Genomic DNA, 18832 nt, shown 5'->3' on the forward strand with positions numbered 1-18832 from the left:
GTAGTTTCATAAGTGCGATTTGCGGGTAGTTCCGGATTGGCTCTTCCTTTTTTTTGAGGCGGGGCTTTTCCTACGTTAACTGCCCGGCTTGCTGACATTTTCAAATTATTCTTAAAAAATAGAGAGACAAAAATGCGCGACACTCCCTGGATCAAATCTTACCCCGCAGGCGTGCATTGGGATGCCGACCTGCCCATCAGCAGCGTGCCGCAATTACTGCATGACGCTGCCGCCAAATGGCCAGACCTGCCCGCTCTGGAATTCATGGGGAAAAAGACCAGCTATGCCGAATTGCAAAAGCTGGTGAATCAAGCCACCAAAGGTTTCCAGCAATTGGGCGTGAAGTCTGGGGTACATGTAGGCCTGTATTTACCGAATACACCGCATTACGTCATCAGCTTTTTTGCCATCTTGCAGGCCGGTGGCACCGTCGTCAATTATTCACCGCTGGACGCCGAGAAAGTGCTTGAGCATAAAATTGCCGACAGCCATACCGACATGCTGGTGACGCTGGACATGGTCATGCTGTATCCGCAAATGGCCAAGATGCTGGGGCATACCCGCCTGCAAAAACTCATCATCGGCAATATCCCGGAGATGACGCCTTACCCGGGTGCAGTCAAAGCGAACCTGGACAAGGCCGGCCAACTCAGCGCCATCCCCGACGATACACGGCATCTGCTGTTTGCAAATCTGCTGGACAATGATGGTGACTACACCCCTATTCCGGCAACAGACCCCAAGGAAACCATCGCTACCCTGCAATACACGGGTGGCACTACCGGCTTGCCCAAGGGCGCAATGCTCACGCATGGCAACCTGACCACGGCTTGCAGCCAGATCATGGAAACCACCAATATCCAGCCCCGCGTGCTGGAAGAGGGCAAAGAAAAACTGCTGGCCGTGCTGCCGCTATTCCACATCTATGCATTGACGGTGGACATGCTGTTTGGCCTGCGCATGGGTGCAGAAATTGTCTTGCATACCCGCTTTGATACCGATACCGTGGTGAAGGATCTGGCGAACAAGAAGATCACGGTATTCCCAGGCGTGCCCACCATGTACACCGCCATCATCAATCATCCGCAAATCAAAGAATATGATCTCAGCGCACTGAAGTTCTGCAATTCTGGCGGTGCCCCTTTGCCGACAGAAGTGCTGCAACAATTCCAGGCATTGACCGGTTGTACCCTGCTGGAAGGCTGGGGCATGACCGAGACTTCACCCACCGGCACTTTTACCCCACTGGGTGCCGTGCGCAAGACAGGTTCCTGCGGTTTGCCAACACCGGGCATACGCTTCAAGTTTGTCAGTATCGATGATGCGCGTCAGGAAGTGGCCTTGGGTGAGCGCGGGGAAATCTGCGTGGCCGGCGCGAATATCATGAAAGGCTACTGGAACAAGCCAGACGCCACTCGTGAAGCTTTCACTACCGATGGGTACTTCCGCACTGGCGACGTCGGCTATATGGATGCAGACGGTTTTGTGTACATCGTTGATCGTACCAAGGACATGATTTTGTCAGGTGGTTATAACGTCTATCCACGCAATATAGAAGAAGCGATTTATGAACACCCGGCCGTGGCCGAAGTCAGTGTCATCGGCATCCCCGATGCTTATCGCGGGCAGGCTGCCAAGGCTTTTATCAAACTCAAGGCGGGGCAGGCAGCTTTCAGTTTTGATGACCTGAAAGACTTCCTCAAAGAAAGACTGGGCAAGCATGAAATGCCGCAAGCCATGGATATTCGGGCTGAATTACCGAAAACCCCGGTAGGTAAATTGTCCAAGAAAGAATTATACGAAGAAGAGGCCAGGAAAAGGGCGGGGACGACTATATAAACAAATTAAGCCAATTAAAACAATAATGTTGTGAGCGCTTCTGCGGCTTTTCTTTGTTGTGAGAGAAGCCGTTTTTTTACTTGCTGTCGCCAGTTGTCTTGGCGAGCACCGGCAATTGTAGCGCACGCAATTCTTCAGTACTGCGTTCCACCACAATGGTCCTGGTATCCACGGCCTGTCTTTGACTGCTGACTTGCAGTTCAGGTACCGCCTTTCTGGGGCGTACCGGTTGTGGGTGGTGCAGAAAGAACATGCTTGCTCCTGGAGATGAAGCCACTACATTGTGGCTGACAGGTCTTTTACAAGCCCTGAAGTTTGGGTGTAGCTGAATCTCAGGTCTGATCAATCCGCCACAACCACAGCAAAGGCGGTATCAGGGTCAGTACGGCCAGGCTGTCTATCCAGACATGCACCGTGGCATTCGCTTGCAGCGAGATCAGGATATCTTGCGGTGCCCAGACGACGATACCGGCAAGCAGCCAGCCCCAGGCCAGGCGGCTGCGATAGCGATTACCCAGTTGCGTCAGGGCCGCCATCCACAAGCCCACGGTTTGTACCGTCGGTCCAAACAGGCTGATCCACCATATCTGCATTGCGCGTGCGGCATCCGGTGCTGCTGCTTGCCAGAAATGCTGGTCTATATGCTGATGATATACATCCATCCAGCTTTGCCGCGCCAGCCAGGGCAAGATCGCGCCCGCAACAAAATGGGCCACGGCAGCAGCCATCATCCAGCGGATGAGCCAGGTGCGTATCTTTTCTGTTCGTGCAAAATGGGCTTCGGTAGCGACTTGAGCAGGTTGATCTGTCATTTTCTTGCTTTCATTTTTTATTGTTATGGAAGTTAACTATCAAATGCATAACAGCGTCAAGCGATGCACTGCATGCTGTCAGCGCCGTCATCGCGTACAATCCTCGCTTTAGAAACTGTTTACGATCTTACAGCTTGTGCAAACCATCATTGCACCACAACCCCTGATTGACTGACAGACCATGAAAGTCCTGCTCGTCGAAGACGACCCCATGATAGGTGAAAACATCCAGATCGCGCTGGAAAGTGAATCCAACCTGGTCGACTGGCTGACCAGCGGCGAAGCGGCAGAGGCGGCCTTGCAAATCCACAGCTACGATGTGCTGCTGCTGGACCTGAGCCTGCCGCAGCGCGATGGCATGGATATCCTGAAAGCCTTGCGCAAGCGTGGTGATGCCCTGCCAGTGCTGGTGATGACGGCGCGTGATACCGTAGCGCAAAGAGTGCAGGGCCTGCATGCCGGGGCGGACGATTATCTCATCAAGCCCTTTGACCTGGATGAACTGATTGCCCGCATGCATGCACTGCTGCGCCGTTCACGCGGACGGGTGGACAGCTCTTACGTTTGTGGTGAAGTGGAGGTGGATTCCACCACGCGCCAGGTGTTCAACGGCAAGGAGCAAGTCATCTTGTCAGCGCGTGAATGGACCATATTGGATGCTCTTATCGCCAGGCCAGGTGCCATCCTGTCGCGCAGCCGGCTGGAAGAACTGCTGTTTGGCTATACCTCAGAAATTGAAAGCAATGCCGTTGAAGTGTATATCCACGGCTTGAGAAAAAAGCTGGGCCAGAAATTCATCGTCAATGTGCGTGGTGTCGGTTACATGGTTGAGAAAAACGCATGAAATCCCTGCGCCTGCAAATGATGCTGCTGTTTGGCGTCGCCATTTTGACGGCAGCCGCCCTGCAGTTTGCAACATCCCTGCACGCCGCCATCAGCGAAGCCGACAAATTGTTCGACTACCACATGCAGCAAATGGCACTGGCCCTGCAAGACGGTGATTTTGACCAGGTAGACTGGCATACCCTGCCCGGTACCGAGATCGATGACTTTGATTTTGTGGTACAGGTATGGTCAGAAGATGGTGCCCGGGTCTACCAGTCGCGCCAGCACCGCAGCTTGCCGAAACAGGCAGCGCTGGGTTATTCCACCGTCAACCTGGAAAATGGCGACTGGCGCGTGTATGCCGCTGAAGAAAACAAGCGCGTGATCCAGGTCGCGCAAAAAATCAGTGCCCGTCGTGAGCGCGCATTTTCGTTCGCACTCAGCACCTTATGGCCGGTCATTCCAGTTTCCATCTTGCTGTTTTGTGCCGCCTGGTGGGGGGTCAGTTCTGTACTTGCACCACTCAATCGCATTGGTAGTGAGCTGGCCAATCGCAGCGCCAATTCCATCGACCCGGTGTCAGACAAAGGTTTGCCGGGTGAAGTGTCGTTGCTGGTGACAGAATTGAATTCGCTGCTTGGTCGCATGGGCCAGGCCTTGCAGGCACAGCAGCGCTTTGTGGCAGATGCCGCGCATGAACTCCGTTCGCCGATCACGGCCTTGCGCCTGCAGGTGCAAAATCTGGGCCGTGCCAAGGATGAAAACACCCATGCACAGGCAGTCAACCGTCTGTTGGGCGGGGTGGACCGTGCATCGCGCCTGGTGGAACAACTGCTGGCACTGGCCAGGCAAGATCCGTCTTCACAGGCGGCCCTGAGTTTCTGCCCGACCTTGCTGAACGCCTGTGTGGAACAGGCCATCAGCGATGTGATGCCGTTTGCCGTTTCCAGAAAAATCAGTATCAGCAGCCAGATGGCCGCCAATACAGAATTAATGGGTGATGCCGAAAGCCTGCGCGTCATGATACGCAACCTGCTTGACAATGCCGTGCGCTATATCCAGGATGAAGAGGCAGTCTACATTACGCTGATTGACGATATAGGGGGCATACAACTGGTGATCCAGGATTCTGGCCCTGGCATCCCCGAAGCCGAACGTGAGCGCATTTTTGATCGTTTTTACCGTGTGGCAGGCAGCAGCACCAGCGGCAGCGGCCTGGGCCTGGCGATTGCCAAAGCCATCGCCGATCGTCACCAGGCACGCATACAACTGGCCCATGCAGCCATCGGCGGGCTGGAAGTGCGCATACAATTTCCGGCTTCCCTGCGCCATGCAAGTTGAAAAAAGACTTGAAAGCAAGTTGAAAATAAGCTGGGAAATATTATAATAATTACCAATTTCAAGGTAAAAATCCTTGTTTTATCTCTATCCACAGGTATTTTTTAAGATTCACCTAAGTTTCCTAAGGCACCATAGCGAAGTTTTGTAATACCTGTGGTGTGTACTTTCCCGCTTCAGGTTTGAATTGATTAATTAAAACTTCGAGGAAATTTTCATGCGTGCAATCAACACAATCAAAAGCGCGGCCAGCCTGGCAGCAGTAGCAGTTTTATTGGCAGCCTGCAGTACACCAATAGCAAAACAAGACGGGGCTAAAGAAGAAAAAACACTCGGTTTAGAAAAACCAAAAGGCGGTGATGGTGCCACGACAGTGACTACCGTAGACGCTGGCAAGAATGACTTCAACGAACTCGCTAACCGCAGCGTCTATTTTGATTTTGACCAATACGTCGTCAAATCTGAATTTACAACAGTAGTGAATGGCAATGCCAAAAACCTGAGTGCCAACAAAGCTAAAAAAATCCTGATCCAGGGTAATACCGATGAACGTGGTGGCCGCGAATACAATCTGGCACTGGGCCAGAAACGTGCTGAAGCCGTGCGCAAGTCTTTGTCCCTGCTGGGCGTGCCTGAAGCACAAATGGAAGCAGTTTCCCTCGGTAAGGAAAAACCAAAAGCAACTGGTAGCGACGAAGCTTCCTGGGCAGAAAACCGCCGCGCAGATATCATATACTCTGGCAAGTAATGCTCATGGGGAAAGCCGTGCTTTCCCTGTATGATTAGACCATGCGGTGGTACATTTGATCGTGCCACCAAATGGTTTTTTTGTTCTTGAAACTTGTAACTGAATGCCCCGATGTTAATGCGTAAGCTAGTTGTGATCTTGCTGTTTTATAGCAGCAGCCTGGCTGCCATGCAGCTGAATTCCCAGAATGCGATTGTGGTAGATGAGCGCAATGGCCAGGTCTTGCTGGAAAAAAATGCCACAGCCATTGTCCCCATCGCCTCGCTGACGAAGCTGATGACCGCCATGATCATCCTCGACAGCAAGCCCAACATGGATGAAAAAATCGACATCACTGCGGACGATGTTGACCAGTTAAAACACAGTAGCTCACACGTGCCGGTGGGCAGTTCCATCACCCGTAGGGATGCGCTGCAACTGGCGCTGATGTCTTCCGATAACCGTGCCGCAGCTTCGCTGGCGCGCACCTACCCCGGTGGTAATAACGCCTTCATCGTCGCCGTCAAAAGCAAGCTGATCGCCCTGGGCATGCCCAACACCGTCATCAAAGAAGCCACCGGCCTGTCACCAGAAAATACGTCTACCGCTGCCGACCTGGTAAAAATGGCCCAGGCCGCCGCCCGTTATCCTGAGATCGCTGATATCACGACAGACAGCGAAGACAGCATCTCCCTTCAAAACGGGCGCATGCGCGAATTCCATAATACCAATCGCCTGGTCGGCAAAAAAGGCTGGGAAGTCCTGCTCTCCAAAACCGGCTTCACCAACGAAGCCGGCAACTGTCTCATCATGCGCGTCAAACTGGCAGGCAAAATGGCCACTCTGGTGTTACTCAACGCCAGAGCCAGCTCCGCCAGATGGGTGGATGCCTTGAATATAGGCAAATTGCTAGGCTACAAAGAAGAAGTAAAGACCAGGCTGGCCAGGCATAGACGGCATCGTAAATAGAGCAGACGACAAACGATAGTCGCTCAAATTCTTGATCCTGTAATAATTCCCAGCATACCAGCATCGTCTTCCTCATCCGGTGTGCAAGATGCGTTGTGCCATGCCTCGCCCTATTGTTGCTGTCCTGAACAGCACTTAAAACAAGAAATAACGCTCATTTCATCGCAGGTGATTCGTCTGAATTACGCCTGATTCATGTGAATTGTTGCAAATTAATATTGCCTTTATGATAAAAGTGAAACACAATGAATTGCCCGCGAAAATTCAATATTAAGCAGCGCGATCCAGCAGCCGCAGAGTCGAAGTTGGCCTGGGCTTAAAGCTGCAACAATATCTTCTGATTTCTGAAGCATCCTATGTGAGGCCATCATGCAAATTGATTTCCATCATGCAGTCACTTACGTCGTTGCGCGCCTGGCCGGTTTTCCTCATGACGAGGCACACATCATTGCCTATAGCGCGCAGTATGTGGATGACGCAACAAATGATGGCTATATAGAGTTTGATACCGGTGCCCTGTATTCCCGCATAGCATCTGCACACAAGATGCTGGACTACAAGAATTTTAATGACCTGGCCAATCATCATGCGTGGATACCATTTCATTTCCTACCAGGGAATAATGGGCTGCCGGCAGGCCAGGGTAATGATCTGGGGTTCATACAAAGAATTATCTGTAAGCCGAATAGTTATGTAGCGCGTGACATGGTTGCAGAATGCATTCGACGAAAAGATGACAGAAATGCGCTGCACCGCCTGGGAATTACCATGCATGTCTATGCCGATACCTGGGCCCATCAAGGCTTTGTCGGTGTTGAAGATGAAATCAATCGGGCTTCACAATTATGTAGCAAGCATACAGGCCTTACCTCTGCCAGCATGGGAGATAGCATCAAGAATTATTTTTCCGATTTGTTTGATCATGCAAAAGGCGAATTGGTCGCAGGTACCTTACCTTTGGGGCATGGCGCAGTCTTGAGTTATCCAGACCGGCCTTACCTGAGCTGGACTTATACAAACGGCGCAGGAGAAGTTGTGAGCCGGGATAACCCTAAAGATTTTCTGGCCGCTGCCGACCACATGTGCATCGCCATGAAAAGTTTCAAGGCAGGCGATCCCTCATTGAGCACTGCGGGGCTGACAGCGGACGACAAGGACAAGATAGATAAACTGATCCGGGAAACAGTCAACGAAGATGGCGATATAAGACATGCGACATGGTTAAAAGCGATCAGGAAAGCGCACTTCAGTTTTGGGAAAAATGATTTGAACTACGTGCCCAAAGGCTTGAATTCATGGAAGCATGCAGCCTTGGGCACTACAGCAACTGAAGATACCGGAAATGAAAATTTCAAATACCATCCCAATTTCCTGAACAGCGACTGGAAAAAATTCCATGACGCGCTACAAATGCACAGGCTGTTTGTGGTGCAAGAGCTTTTGCCGAAATACGGGATTTGTGCGGCATAATTAAATCTGTCACCTGTTCAAAAAAGAGAGAGAGAAATGACAGAGAACCAACCAGCGACGACCTCCGACGATCTGAGCTTGCAGCAGCTCTACCATGGCACACGGGCTGACCTGAAACCGGGCGACCTCATCGAGCCTGGCTACGCCTCTAATTACGGCAAGCGCAAAAAAGCGAGCTATATCTACCTGACCGCTACTCTGGATGCCGCCACTTGGGGCGCAGAACTGGCACTCGGCGACGGCCCGGGCAGAATCTACATCGTAGAACCTACCGGCGCCATCATGGACGACCCAAACCTGACGGACAAAAAATTCCCGGGTAATCCAACCAAATCATACCGTTCCCGCGAGCCGCTGCGTGTTGTGGGCGAAGTGAAAGATTGGCAGGGCCATCCTCCCGAATTGCTGCAAGCCATGAAGGACAATATTGAGCGACTCAAGGCGCTTGGGGTTGAGGCGATTGATGATTAGTGGTGCCTTCTTTTAGTGCGCTTGCAAGAGCGCCTTGTTGTTTATACCTTACTCCAAAGCAGAGACATACATGTGGATTAATCTTGAACACTGCTGGCGTTGCCCAACCAGAGCCGCCATTGATGCACTGGCGCTCAGGTTTAATCTGCGCAACACCCGGGACATGCAGGACTGGGAATATGAAGTTGCAGACGCCAAGAGAATCGACGAATTTCTAGCCGCTTATGAAAGTGGTGAGTTGAACGATGACGAACGCTTCACCCTTATGGAAACTTTGTTGGAGTCCTGTTGTGACGCGGAAATGTACGACAAGGCATTTTTATCCAGCGATGTCTGGAAAAAAAATACTGGCGTTGCTAGAACAAAATATTGCGCTGCATATTTACACGGTCTGGTATTGGTCAGACACTGAACAAGCGGAAGAGGATATCAGCGATTCATTCGTTATAACACCCTGTATCCGGACTATTTTATTACGGCAGCAGCAAAGGTTTGCTCTACCAGTAAAGAATCCTGAAGGAATTGACGCATGACCCTGGTTCGAATATTTTTTTGTGCTCTGATACTGCAATCAGGGCTTTCAAGTAGCACTCATGCGTCGCAGAATGAAATTAACCACACTGAGACTGACAGGAAACATAAATTAATTGACGGTGTAGTTCAAAGAACAGTATTTCTTCTTGAAAATCCAAGGGACCGGCCAGTCGAACCTACAAATAGCGTTGAAATGGGGGAAGTAGTCTCAATTCAAAAACAGGAAGGCGATTGGATGTATGTTGCAAGCCCGGAAAAAGCCGGGTGGTTGAAATCTGATAACGTAATTTTAAGAAGTCGTTTTTCGCTGACTAAAACATGGGCGGCTCCGCAACATATTACTGTAGGAGATGGAGACTATGAAGCAACATACACCTTTATGAAAGACGGCAGTTTTTCAGTAAAGGAAACGACATTGAAGGGGGATAGCTCATATCGTCTGATTAAAAGAAAAGGAAAGCTTTTTCAATTCAATAATTTTTTGTGGGCCAAAGTAGAAGACGAACCTCTGGGCGTAATAAGAATTTTTTTAATCGGTATAAACGGGAAATTGTGTTGGAAAATGTATATGGATGGACGGTGTTCTATTCAATAAATTTTGTAATATGGCCGTCGGATAGAGATCGGTCATTAGTATTATTTTTTAATTTTTAATTCCAGTAGCTATCCAGTCACATCTGCGCTAAAACGAGGCATGCAACGTGAAATTCAACTACTATTTTTCTCTTATGTTTGCTCTGCCTGCAATTAATAATGGAGTAATCAAGTCGTGCAGATAGTTCGAATATTTTTTTGTGTTCTGATACTGCAATCAGCTTTTTCAAGTAGAGCTTTCGCTTCGCAGAATGAAATCGAAATTGACCACAAGGAACCTGTGGCTGCAGATATTAAAATTTCTGCAAAGTTGTTGAAGGCGAGTCACTTAGCCTTTGTGGAAATGAGCAAACTTCTAAAGACCGATTCCTTAATAGAAGAGGCCAAATATCGAAAAATTGAAAATTATGATGTGACCATTTACGTCAAAAAAAATTCATATGAATTTTTGTTTAGTCGTCATGGATGGAACGGCTTTGGCGGAGGCGTTATTTTTATTTTCAGTAATAAAACCGTTGTACTTGAAGACACGGTAAGGACGAAGTAAAACTGTTGTTTTAAGAATGACGTTGGTGCCATTCCGGCATATTTATTTCTTTGACCCCAGCTTTGTTTTTTTGATTGTACTCACCATTCATAGCGCAGAATCCATTATGCCATCTTTCGAACAAGTCACTATCGATACCCCACGCCTGCATTTGCGGCCCTTGTGTCTGGATGATGCTGATGCAATTCTGCGCATACGTTCAAACCCGGATGTCATGCGCTACATGCCGTCCGCACCCTGGACCGAGTTGGTACAGGCCACGGCGATGGTCGAGCGCGATAAGGCGGCCATGCTCAAAGGTGATTTTGCGCGACTAGGACTGATACGTAAAACTGACAATCTCTTTCTTGGCAGTTGTATTCTGTTTCATCTGGATGCCGGGTGCCGTCGTGCTGAAATTGGGTATGAAATGGACGTCGCTGTCTGGGGGCAGGGCTATATGCATGAAGCATTGGTCGCCTTGTTGAATTATGGTTTCGATGAAATGAATCTCAACCGTGTTGAGGCTGACATCGTGCCGCATAATCTGGGATCAGCCAAAACACTGGAAAGACTGGGTTTTATCCGGGAAGGCTTGTTACGTGAGCGCTGGATTGTCGAAGGAAACGTGTCTGATTCGACCATATATGGTTTGTTGCGCAGTGATTGGGTGAAGCGTGCATGATTCGGCTATGAGCATTGATGCAGCCTGATCTGGCGCTGTCGGCGAAATCAATAACGTTGCCCAAAGCTGGTCATAGCGCGGGCGCGGTGCGACGATATCGATGAATATACAGACGCCTGGTAATCTTTACTGCTGTACTCCGCTATCAAAAGACAGCCTAGCCGTCTTCATCTTCTCAAAATTCTTCTCCGCCCAATGCACCAGTGCGCCCATGGGTACCATGACCGAGATGCCCAGTTCGGTTAATTCATATTCGACGCTGGGTGGTTTGGTGGGGAATACTTTGCGGCTCAACAGGCCGTCTCTTTCCAGGTCGCGCAAGGACTGGGTCAGCATGCGTTTGGAAATGTCAGGGACTTGTTTATGCAATTGACTGAAACGCAGTGCGCCTGATTGCAGGGTCAGCAGGATCAGCGGTGTCCATTTGGTGCTGATATGGTCGAGCACATTCCTGACCGGGCACATGGCAGGATCAAAATCAGACGCTAAGCCCACGCCTTTGGGGCGGTTCACTTCAGGTAACCTTGGCATGAAAAACTTCCTCCTTACAATATTTAGACATAGTCTCTATTATAGACCTTATCGGTAACCATGTCGAAACAAGGAGAGAATTTGCCATGAAAAAACAGACGTATCGCTTCAAGAAAAGCCTGGTGCTGGGTGCTACGCTCACCCTGTCCGTATTGTCTATTGCTTTGTCGCCTAATAGCTACGCGCAAGAGCCAGTTATCGCAGTTGATCATGCTGATGCGCTGTTCAGCAGTAGCGATCCCAGGCTGCATGCAAACAAGCAGGTGGCCTATCACATCGTCAAAGACTTGCTGGAAGCTGGGCATTGGGAACAGGCAGACAAGTACTTGTCCAAGCGCTATATACAGCATAACCCGAATGCGGCGTCTGGCCTGGATGGTGTAGTCAAGTATTTTGTCGAAGTAAGAAAGGTCCAGGCCAAGCCTATTCCAGAAAAGATGACGAAACCCATCGTTGCCGTGATTGCCGAAGGCGATCTGGTGACTGTCATGTATCCCTTGCCGGTTCGGGACAAGACCACCAACCAGCTGCTGTACACCACCACCTGGTTTGATACCTGGCGGATTGTGGATGGCAAGGCAGATGAGCATTGGGATTCTGCTTTAAAGAATTAAACAATCAATTGGAACTCATTTCGCTGACAGGAATGGGATGTATTAAACTTTCAGAAGGAATTTTATGATCGCAGTAACAGGTGCAAGTGGGCAGTTAGGTCGTCTGGTAATTCAGGCTTTGTTGGGCACCGTCCCGGCCAATCAGGTGGTCGCCATCGTAAGAGATGTGAGCAAGGCAGACGATTTACGCGCCAGCGGCGTGCAGCTTCGTCAGGGTGACTATAGCAAGCCAGAGACACTGGCAAGCGCGTTGCAGGGCGTGAAAAAACTCTTGCTGGTATCGTCCAGCGAAGTCGGGCAAAGGCTGGAGCAGCACAAGAATGTGATCCAGGCTGCAAAAAATGCGGGCGTCACATTGCTTGCCTACACCAGTATTTTGCATGCAGATACATCACCGCTGGTGCTGGCCAAGGAACATGTTGAAACCGAAAAACTGATACGCGATAGCGGTCTGCCTTTCGCTTTCTTGCGTAATTCCTGGTATATAGAAAACTATTTTTCTGCGGTAGGTACCGCGCTGGAAACCGGCAAGGTATTTGGTGCGGCTGGCGAAGGAAAAATATCGGCGGCTTCCCGAGCAGATTACGCTGCCGCAGCCGCAGCGGTGCTGACCGGTGGCGACCTGGCTGGCAAGATTTATGAACTGGCAGGTGACCAGGCATTCACTCTCGGTGAACTGGCTGCAAGCTTGGCGGACCTGTCGGGCAAGCCTGTCGCTTATGTGAATTTTGCTGAAACTGAATACAAGGATATGCTGGTCTCATTCGGCTTGCCGGAAGGCTTTGCCTATATCCTGGCGCAATCCGACACGGGTGCTGCACAGGGTGGCTTGTATGATGGCGAGGGTCAGCTTGGCAAGCTGATCCAACGGCCAACGGCGAGCTTGCGTGCTGTGCTGAAAGCGCATCTGTCATCAATCTGATGTCAGTGCGGATTTGGCAAAAATTAGCAAGCAATACTATTGCTGCGCTTGATCCTGGTTGACACCGGGGGTTGACAACGGTAGACGGTCATCATGTCCAGACACTTATAGCCAACCCTGATCCCGTGCCAGGCGATATGCTTCTACGCGGTTTTTGGCATGCAGTTTGCTGATGGCTTCTGACAGGTAATTGCGCACGGTTCCTTCGGACAGGTGCATGATGCTGGCGATGTCAGTGCTGGTGGAGCCGGTACCCGCCAGCCGCAAGACCTGGCGTTCGCGCTCGCTGAGCGGATCTTGTTCACCGCCCCAGCTTTCCAGCGCCAGTTCTGGGGCGATGGCGCGGCCACCGCCGTGCACGGTGCGGATGGCGGCTGCCAGCGTGTCGGCAGGGGCATCTTTCAGCATATAGCCGCGCACGCCGCTGGCCATGGCGCGACGCAAGTAACCGGTACGGGCAAAAGTGGTCAGCACGATGACTTTACAGGGCCATTTTTTTTCTGCAATGGCTGCCGCCAGTTCCAGGCCAGACATGATGGGCATTTCTATGTCGGTGAGGATGATGTCGGGGCGTTCTTTTTCACACAGGGCATAGGCTTCCTGCCCATTTTTTGCCAGGGCGATGACTTCCAGGTCATCTTCCAGGCCCAGCAGGGCGGCCAGTGCACCAGAGACCAGTGCCTGGTCTTCTGCAATGATGATACGTATCATGTTGATTCTTTCAAAGGCAATGACAGATGCAGGGTCAGCCCCTGTTCAATACGGATATCCAGCGTGCCACCAAGGGCCTGCACGCGTTCACTCATGCCGGTCAGGCCGCTGCCTTTGTGCAAGGCTTGTTTGCCATCGATACCATTTTTTGCGACGCCATCATCGGCGATACGCAATTCTACCTGTCCGTTGTGGGTAGCAAGACTGATCTTGCAGATGCTGGCCTGGGCATGGCGGATGATATTGGTCACGGCTTCGCGCACGGCCAGTGCCATGACGTTTTCCATGGTGGCTGGCAGAGACATTTTTTCTATCTCGGTTTCCAGCTCAGTTTCCAGTTCAACGGCCGCTGCGCTGAGGGCATTTTTGGCTGATTGCAATTCGTGCAGCAGGCCGGTGGCACGGTAGCCGATGACGGCGGCACGCACTTCGGCCAGCGCCTGGCGGGCAGTATGTTCGATATCACAGATTTCTTTTTTGCTGGCGTCCGGGTTCTTATCAAACAATTTACCCGCCAGTTCTGCCTTCAGGGTGATAACGGACAGGGTATGACCCAGCAGGTCGTGCAAATCGCGGGCGATGCGTTCGCGTTCAGCCAGTGCGGCCAGGTGTTCCACTTCTTCCTGTTTGCGCAGCAGGTTTTCATTACTGAGCGTCAGTCGTTCACTGATGATGGCACCAATCCCGCTGGGGATACTGAAGATGATCGCCGGCACCCAAAAAAATTTCTCCAGCCGCATACTGACAGTGGCCGTCACAATAATGCTGCTTATCACCCATAAAAACTGATATGCCTTGCGGGTATCTGGCAGGCGTGAACACATGGTGGCAGCAAAAATACAGAAAGTGGAACTGCCAAAATTGAACGGCGCCCAAATGATTCCCATGGCACACACCACCAGAATGCAGGTATAAGTGCGCCAGCCACTATTCCAGAAACTGTAAAAATAGACTACCAAAAAAAATATCAGACTGGCGACCAGCAACAATATTTCCTTGATCGAAGGGGCAATATAAAAATACTTCAAGCCGAAAATGGCGAATGACAACAACCAGAAATAAGGTTCCCTGCCATAACGTGGCGGTACCCAGGGTGGGGACAGATGATGGAAGATGGATGTGCTCAAGCGGGTTCCCCAGGTTTTCTGTCAAGGCTCAGATGTATTGACGAAATGAGCCTTGATGTTCTTGTAAGAGGCTGTTGCAAAATTAAGCTAACTCGGCGTCCCCGGCTAGGCGTCGTTGCCGAAGACAGTACTTCAGTACCGGGTTTTACAGTTGGGCAACGCAACAACGCCAGGTTAATTTTGCAACAGCCTCTAAACGTCATTATTCCTTTAAAAGGCGTACATCCGCAATCTGAAACCGGTATTCACCCGGTTGTGGCCCAGCGTTGAAGGCCATCAGGGTAATGATGCTGGGGTCCAGACCTTTGAACTGGCTGAAAGGAATACTGATTTCCTTCCATTCTTCAGATGCAGTAAAGCGTACTGAAATAGGGATATAGCTACCCTGTACGCTGATGCCGACACTGTATTGCTTGCCATCCCCCCTGACCTTGAACTTCAGCGTGTTGGCTGCGCTCAGGTCGGCTGCTTCCATTGCTTGTTTGCCCGGGAAGAATGCCAGACCTGCCCAGGGGTAGGCAAAACCGGGGTTGATCGTCGCCACCACATTGACCGCTGCCACCTCATTGCTGCTATCTGGGCCGGCTTCTGCCAGCTTGATATCGATGGTGGATTTGCCACCCACGGGGGCATCATTCGATGGTGCCCAGCCAAAGCCGAAGGGGCTGGCCAGTTTGTCTTTGCTGAACAGGCTGATGCGGCCATCCGCAGGCAATTGCACTATCAGGTTCTTTTGTGCATTCAGACGTGCCACTTCCTGGATTTTTTGTTCACGCTGTTTGGTGGCGCGTTCACCGTCTTTCCACACCTCGACAATGTTGCGGCTGGCGCTGATGTCCTGGTCTGGCTCGCCACTGACCAGCAACAGGTCGGCTTTGTAGCCTTTGGCAATGCGTCCGCGATCTTTCAGACCAAAGGCATGTGCCGGGACGGATGTCGCCGATGCCAGTGCCGCTGCCGGGCTCAAGCCTGCTTTCACCAGCGATGCCAGTTCATGATGCAGGCTGGCGCCGTATTGGGTGCCAGCATTGCCGGCGTCGGTGCCTGCCAGGATCGGTATGCCGGCGGCGTGCATGGCGGCTGTCATCATGGCCGGTACTTTCAGCATGTCGGCATCTGCCTTGGCCCGGTAAGGCGAGTTCAGTGGCTGCAATTGCGCCTTGTTCAGCAATGCTGTCATGCTGCTATCGTTGAGTACATCCTCTTCCTTGATGCCGGCAATACTTTCCAGTACGCTGAAGGTGGGGATGATAAAGGCATGCCTGTCTTTGGCTGCCTTTACCAGCGCACGCATGTCCTGGTCGCTGATCTGCTTGCCTGCAAACAGATGGACCAGGGCATCTGCACCGGCGTCCAGTGCGTCCTGTGCTTCTTTCAGGCTACCTATATATACTACGGCCAGCTTGTGGCGCAGATGGGCTGCCTTTACCAGGGCCTTGACGGTGGCAACATCCAGGCTGTTGAAGGGGTGTTTTTCATACCCATGTTCCAGCACGATTTTAATGAAATGTGAACCTTCGGCAATGCGGGCATCGACCCAGGCCTGGGCTTCTTCCGGTTTGGTCAGCGTGGGGATGGCCATGCCATATTCCGTGCCGTGGCCGCCTGGCGCAGTGGCCAGCGTACCGGCAGAGATCAGATCAGCCTGATCATGGTTTTCACCTTTGCGCATTTTTTCGTTCATGCTGGCGACCAGTTTCACATTGTTGAACATGTCAATCTGGGTAGTGACACCAAACAGCAAGGGCAGGTCCAGATCCTGGAAGGCATGGACATGGGCATCTATCAGGCCGGGCAGCAGGGTGCGGCCCTGGCCTTCAATGATGTGCGTAGCTGTCGATGGTGTGCCTTTGAAATCAACGTCCTTGATCTTGCCGTCGGCAATCAGGACATTTTTGTCCTTGAGGATTTTCTCGCCGTCAAAAACCCTTACCTGGCGTATCAGGAAACTATCGGCTGCAAAGCTGGATGGCTGGCCAGCAGCAGTCAGGCTGCATGCGATGGCAAGGCTTAACAATGTTTTGTTCATGGTCGACTCCATAGTGTGGGATGTCACCATTGTGCTGATGTAAGGAGGGATAAGACAGAAGCAATTGCCACCAATTTTCTATGACATTTGTCATATGCCTGGTGCAGACAGCAGATGGAGGCGGGGATAAAGACGGAGATAAAGGCAGGCAGGCTGGCAGCAAAAGGTGCTGCCAGCCCGGTCAGGATTGACTTCTTTGACTTATGTGACTTATGTGGCTTATGGCACCTTGCATAGACAATGTGTCAGTGCAGTAAAGCTTTTGCCTTCTTTGTTGATTTCTGAAAGCCAGGTCAGGTCAGACAGCATTTGTGCCGCTGCTGCCGGTGGCAGGCCGGTGGGTGCGATGGCTACTTTGAACTGGTCTTGCAATACCTGGGCGGTCTTGGCACCAAAGATGCTGAAGATGCGGTCAAACTTGGAGGGCTCGCGTTCGATATAGCTGATGCGATAGTCATTGCCCAGTTTGGCGCGGGTCGATGCCGATTTCAACGCATCCGAGAAGCTGCCTATGGTATCGACCAGGCCACGTTCCTTGGCTTGCAGGCCTGTCCAGACACGGCCCTGGGCAACGGCATTGATTTTCTCTGGCGTAGTCTTGCGTGCCGCAGCGGCCTTGCCGGTAAAGTCGGCATAGGTATGGTTGATGCTGCTTTGCAGGACTTCAGCAAAACGTGGATTCAAAGGCCGCAAAGGATTGAATGGGTCAGCCAGCCAGGTGGTAGGGGACCCGGCAGTGTGTACGCCCAGTTTGTCCATGGCCTTGTCGGCAGTAGGCAGGATGGCAATGACACCAATGGAGCCGGTGATGGTGGCTTCGTCAGCAATCACTTCATCTGCCGCCATGGATATCCAGTAACCGCCGGATGCAGCGACGTTGCCCATGGATACCACGACCGGTTTGCCAGCCTTGCGTGTCAGTTCCAGTTCACGGCGTATCAGTTCTGAACCGAAAGCGCTGCCGCCAGGCGAATCAACGCGCAGGACGATGGCCTTGATGGCGTCATCTTCACGTGCCTTGCGGATCAGGCCGGAAGTGGACAGGCCACCGATGGAACCCGGTGGTGCCATGCCTTCGCTGATTTCGCCAGAGGCAATGATGACGCCTACCGCGTTGCCAAACACTTTGGGTTTCTGGCGCGACAGATAATCATCGAACGCCACTTGACGGAAGCTCTTGCTCTGTTCATCTTTGATGCCGCGCTTGAGCATCAGCTCGCGCAATTCATCACGGGTTTTCAAACCATCGACCAGTTTGGTGTTGAGCGCCAGTTTGGCGATGTCACCACCGGCTGCCGCCAGCAACTGGGTCAGGTCATTGATGCCGCGCATGATGGTGCCGTCTGGCAGCTTGCGGGCTTTTTCCACATCAGTGGTATAGGTCTTCCACAGGGCGGTGTACAAAAAGCTTTCAGCCTCTGCCGCTTCTGGCGAAGGTGCGTTGGCGACATAGGGCTCGCCAAAGCTCTTGTAATCACCGGCTTTCAAGACAGTGACGGTGACACCCAGTTTGTCCAGCGCATCGCGGTAATAATTCTGGTAACGTCCAAAGCCCGTCATCATCACCGATCCCATAGGGTGCAGGTAGACTTCATTGGCATGCGCTGCCAGGTAATACTGGCGCTGGTCAAAACTTGAGCCCCAGGCCACCACGGTTTTGCCGCTGGCCTTGAAGCGGTCAATCGCAGCAGCGACTTCGCGCAGCATGGTCAGGCCAGTACCGTTCATATCATCGAGCAGCAGGACTACACTGCTGATTTGCGGATCTTTGGCAGCCTGGTCCAGCACCCACAGGATGTCACGCAATTGCGTGGTCCTGCGGACATCGCCACGGGCTTCTGCCAGCAGGGTGTCGCGCGCATTGCCAGAATTCTGTTCAACCAGCGTGCCTTTCAGGTCAAGCAACAATGCGGTCTTGTCCTCGATTTTTTTAGGTCCACCGCCAAACAGGCCGATGACGAGCATGATCAGGATGATCAGCAGGATCAGGTTGAGTATGACCCGGCGGCTGAAATCCAGCGCCGACCAGGCATACTTGAAACCTTTTCCTATCCAGGTTAATGGGGTGAAAGCCATAGTGAGTTTGTCCTATTTTACTCAGGTGATTC

The 18832-nt window shown here is 51.6% G+C and carries 20 protein-coding genes; 13 read left to right on the forward strand and 7 right to left on the reverse strand.

Annotated elements, in window-relative coordinates; all coding sequences use genetic code 11:
• Window positions 1-132 precede the first annotated feature (132 nt).
• Window positions 133-1839: a long-chain-fatty-acid--CoA ligase gene (locus tag ACO0LM_RS24925; protein ID WP_423040996.1), complete on the forward strand. Its 1707-nt coding sequence runs from the start codon at window positions 133-135 to the stop codon at window positions 1837-1839.
• Window positions 1840-1915: 76 nt separating this feature from the next.
• Here ACO0LM_RS24925 and ACO0LM_RS24930 read toward each other — a convergent pair whose 3' ends face one another.
• Window positions 1916-2092 (reverse strand): hypothetical protein, encoded by a 177-nt coding sequence (locus ACO0LM_RS24930; RefSeq protein WP_423040998.1) that lies wholly within the window; start codon window positions 2090-2092, stop codon window positions 1916-1918.
• A 79-nt stretch (window positions 2093-2171) separates the two neighbouring features.
• The gene (locus ACO0LM_RS24935) at window positions 2172-2651 is read right to left on the reverse strand and encodes a cell division protein (protein ID WP_423041000.1); all 480 of its coding nucleotides are present in this window, start codon (window positions 2649-2651) and stop codon (window positions 2172-2174) included.
• Window positions 2652-2832: 181 nt separating this feature from the next.
• Here ACO0LM_RS24935 and ACO0LM_RS24940 point away from each other — a divergent pair, with 181 nt between their 5' ends.
• From ACO0LM_RS24940 to ACO0LM_RS24985, 10 genes are all read left to right on the forward strand, one after another.
• The gene (locus ACO0LM_RS24940; RefSeq protein ID WP_423041002.1) at window positions 2833-3495 is read left to right on the forward strand and encodes a response regulator; all 663 of its coding nucleotides are present in this window, start codon (window positions 2833-2835) and stop codon (window positions 3493-3495) included.
• Window positions 3492-4817, forward strand: coding sequence for an ATP-binding protein (locus ACO0LM_RS24945; protein ID WP_423041004.1), 1326 nt, complete (start codon window positions 3492-3494; stop codon window positions 4815-4817). The genes ACO0LM_RS24940 and ACO0LM_RS24945 overlap by 4 nt, the downstream gene beginning before the upstream one ends.
• A 223-nt stretch (window positions 4818-5040) precedes the next feature.
• Window positions 5041-5562, forward strand: a complete 522-nt coding sequence (pal, locus tag ACO0LM_RS24950) for a peptidoglycan-associated lipoprotein Pal (RefSeq protein ID WP_423041113.1) — start codon at window positions 5041-5043, stop codon at window positions 5560-5562.
• A 117-nt stretch (window positions 5563-5679) separates the two neighbouring features.
• Window positions 5680-6510 carry a serine hydrolase gene (locus ACO0LM_RS24955; protein ID WP_423041006.1) on the forward strand — a complete coding sequence of 277 codons (831 nt, stop codon included), beginning with the start codon at window positions 5680-5682 and terminating at the stop codon, window positions 6508-6510.
• Between the two features lie 369 nt (window positions 6511-6879).
• The gene (locus ACO0LM_RS24960) at window positions 6880-7980 is read left to right on the forward strand and encodes a DUF6765 family protein (RefSeq protein ID WP_423041008.1); all 1101 of its coding nucleotides are present in this window, start codon (window positions 6880-6882) and stop codon (window positions 7978-7980) included.
• 36 nt (window positions 7981-8016) lie between these two features.
• Window positions 8017-8451 carry an NAD(+)--rifampin ADP-ribosyltransferase gene (gene arr / locus ACO0LM_RS24965; protein ID WP_423041010.1) on the forward strand — a complete coding sequence of 145 codons (435 nt, stop codon included), beginning with the start codon at window positions 8017-8019 and terminating at the stop codon, window positions 8449-8451.
• Between the two features lie 70 nt (window positions 8452-8521).
• Window positions 8522-8863, forward strand: a complete 342-nt coding sequence (locus tag ACO0LM_RS24970; protein WP_423041012.1) for a hypothetical protein — start codon at window positions 8522-8524, stop codon at window positions 8861-8863.
• Between the two features lie 117 nt (window positions 8864-8980).
• Window positions 8981-9580, forward strand: coding sequence for a hypothetical protein (locus ACO0LM_RS24975; RefSeq protein ID WP_423041014.1), 600 nt, complete (start codon window positions 8981-8983; stop codon window positions 9578-9580).
• Between the two features lie 279 nt (window positions 9581-9859).
• Window positions 9860-10126 carry a hypothetical protein gene (locus tag ACO0LM_RS24980; RefSeq protein ID WP_423041016.1) on the forward strand — a complete coding sequence of 89 codons (267 nt, stop codon included), beginning with the start codon at window positions 9860-9862 and terminating at the stop codon, window positions 10124-10126.
• A gap of 106 nt (window positions 10127-10232) precedes the next feature.
• Window positions 10233-10790 (forward strand): GNAT family N-acetyltransferase, encoded by a 558-nt coding sequence (locus tag ACO0LM_RS24985; RefSeq protein ID WP_423041018.1) that lies wholly within the window; start codon window positions 10233-10235, stop codon window positions 10788-10790.
• Between the two features lie 126 nt (window positions 10791-10916).
• Here ACO0LM_RS24985 and ACO0LM_RS24990 read toward each other — a convergent pair whose 3' ends face one another.
• Window positions 10917-11321: a winged helix-turn-helix transcriptional regulator gene (locus tag ACO0LM_RS24990; RefSeq protein WP_423041020.1), complete on the reverse strand. Its 405-nt coding sequence runs from the start codon at window positions 11319-11321 to the stop codon at window positions 10917-10919.
• Window positions 11322-11407: 86 nt separating this feature from the next.
• Here ACO0LM_RS24990 and ACO0LM_RS24995 point away from each other — a divergent pair, with 86 nt between their 5' ends.
• Together ACO0LM_RS24995 and ACO0LM_RS25000 are read left to right on the forward strand one after the other, a co-directional pair.
• On the forward strand, window positions 11408-11935 hold the full coding sequence (locus ACO0LM_RS24995; protein ID WP_423041022.1) for a nuclear transport factor 2 family protein: 528 nt from the start codon (window positions 11408-11410) through the stop codon (window positions 11933-11935).
• 64 nt (window positions 11936-11999) lie between these two features.
• Window positions 12000-12857, forward strand: coding sequence for an SDR family oxidoreductase (locus tag ACO0LM_RS25000; RefSeq protein ID WP_423041024.1), 858 nt, complete (start codon window positions 12000-12002; stop codon window positions 12855-12857).
• A 105-nt stretch (window positions 12858-12962) separates the two neighbouring features.
• Here ACO0LM_RS25000 and ACO0LM_RS25005 read toward each other — a convergent pair whose 3' ends face one another.
• From ACO0LM_RS25005 to sppA, 4 genes are all read right to left on the reverse strand, one after another.
• Window positions 12963-13568: a response regulator transcription factor gene (locus ACO0LM_RS25005; RefSeq protein ID WP_423041026.1), complete on the reverse strand. Its 606-nt coding sequence runs from the start codon at window positions 13566-13568 to the stop codon at window positions 12963-12965.
• A complete protein-coding gene (locus ACO0LM_RS25010) occupies window positions 13565-14695 on the reverse strand; it encodes a sensor histidine kinase (RefSeq protein WP_423041028.1) in 1131 nt (376 codons plus the stop codon). The genes ACO0LM_RS25005 and ACO0LM_RS25010 overlap by 4 nt, the downstream gene beginning before the upstream one ends.
• Window positions 14696-14897: 202 nt before the next feature.
• Complete coding sequence (locus ACO0LM_RS25015; protein WP_423041030.1) at window positions 14898-16724, reverse strand: CIA30 family protein; 1827 nt, start codon at window positions 16722-16724, stop codon at window positions 14898-14900.
• A gap of 219 nt (window positions 16725-16943) precedes the next feature.
• Window positions 16944-18800: a signal peptide peptidase SppA gene (gene sppA / locus ACO0LM_RS25020; RefSeq protein ID WP_423041032.1), complete on the reverse strand. Its 1857-nt coding sequence runs from the start codon at window positions 18798-18800 to the stop codon at window positions 16944-16946.
• Between the last annotated feature and the right edge of the window lie 32 nt (window positions 18801-18832).

Source organism: Undibacterium sp. Di26W (genome assembly GCF_049340265.1).
GTDB lineage: Bacteria > Pseudomonadota > Gammaproteobacteria > Burkholderiales > Burkholderiaceae_D > Undibacterium.

What these genes read in the sequence shown, in the direction of transcription:
- ACO0LM_RS24970 (WP_423041012.1), top strand. Translation starts at nt 8,522, where the DNA reads ATGTGGATTAATCTTGAACACTGCTGGCGTTGCCCAACCAGAGCCGCC.
- ACO0LM_RS24940 (WP_423041002.1), top strand. Translation starts at nt 2,833, where the DNA reads ATGAAAGTCCTGCTCGTCGAAGACGACCCCATGATAGGTGAAAACATC.
- ACO0LM_RS24935 (WP_423041000.1), bottom strand. Translation starts at nt 2,651, where the DNA reads ATGACAGATCAACCTGCTCAAGTCGCTACCGAAGCCCATTTTGCACGA.
- sppA (WP_423041032.1), bottom strand. Translation starts at nt 18,800, where the DNA reads ATGGCTTTCACCCCATTAACCTGGATAGGAAAAGGTTTCAAGTATGCC.
- ACO0LM_RS24930 (WP_423040998.1), bottom strand. Translation starts at nt 2,092, where the DNA reads ATGTTCTTTCTGCACCACCCACAACCGGTACGCCCCAGAAAGGCGGTA.
- arr (WP_423041010.1), top strand. Translation starts at nt 8,017, where the DNA reads ATGACAGAGAACCAACCAGCGACGACCTCCGACGATCTGAGCTTGCAG.
- ACO0LM_RS24960 (WP_423041008.1), top strand. Translation starts at nt 6,880, where the DNA reads ATGCAAATTGATTTCCATCATGCAGTCACTTACGTCGTTGCGCGCCTG.
- ACO0LM_RS24945 (WP_423041004.1), top strand. Translation starts at nt 3,492, where the DNA reads ATGAAATCCCTGCGCCTGCAAATGATGCTGCTGTTTGGCGTCGCCATT.
- ACO0LM_RS24975 (WP_423041014.1), top strand. Translation starts at nt 8,981, where the DNA reads ATGACCCTGGTTCGAATATTTTTTTGTGCTCTGATACTGCAATCAGGG.
- ACO0LM_RS24995 (WP_423041022.1), top strand. Translation starts at nt 11,408, where the DNA reads ATGAAAAAACAGACGTATCGCTTCAAGAAAAGCCTGGTGCTGGGTGCT.
- ACO0LM_RS25005 (WP_423041026.1), bottom strand. Translation starts at nt 13,568, where the DNA reads ATGATACGTATCATCATTGCAGAAGACCAGGCACTGGTCTCTGGTGCA.
- ACO0LM_RS24955 (WP_423041006.1), top strand. Translation starts at nt 5,680, where the DNA reads ATGCGTAAGCTAGTTGTGATCTTGCTGTTTTATAGCAGCAGCCTGGCT.
- ACO0LM_RS24985 (WP_423041018.1), top strand. Translation starts at nt 10,233, where the DNA reads ATGCCATCTTTCGAACAAGTCACTATCGATACCCCACGCCTGCATTTG.
- ACO0LM_RS24925 (WP_423040996.1), top strand. Translation starts at nt 133, where the DNA reads ATGCGCGACACTCCCTGGATCAAATCTTACCCCGCAGGCGTGCATTGG.
- ACO0LM_RS24990 (WP_423041020.1), bottom strand. Translation starts at nt 11,321, where the DNA reads ATGCCAAGGTTACCTGAAGTGAACCGCCCCAAAGGCGTGGGCTTAGCG.
- ACO0LM_RS25000 (WP_423041024.1), top strand. Translation starts at nt 12,000, where the DNA reads ATGATCGCAGTAACAGGTGCAAGTGGGCAGTTAGGTCGTCTGGTAATT.
- ACO0LM_RS25015 (WP_423041030.1), bottom strand. Translation starts at nt 16,724, where the DNA reads ATGAACAAAACATTGTTAAGCCTTGCCATCGCATGCAGCCTGACTGCT.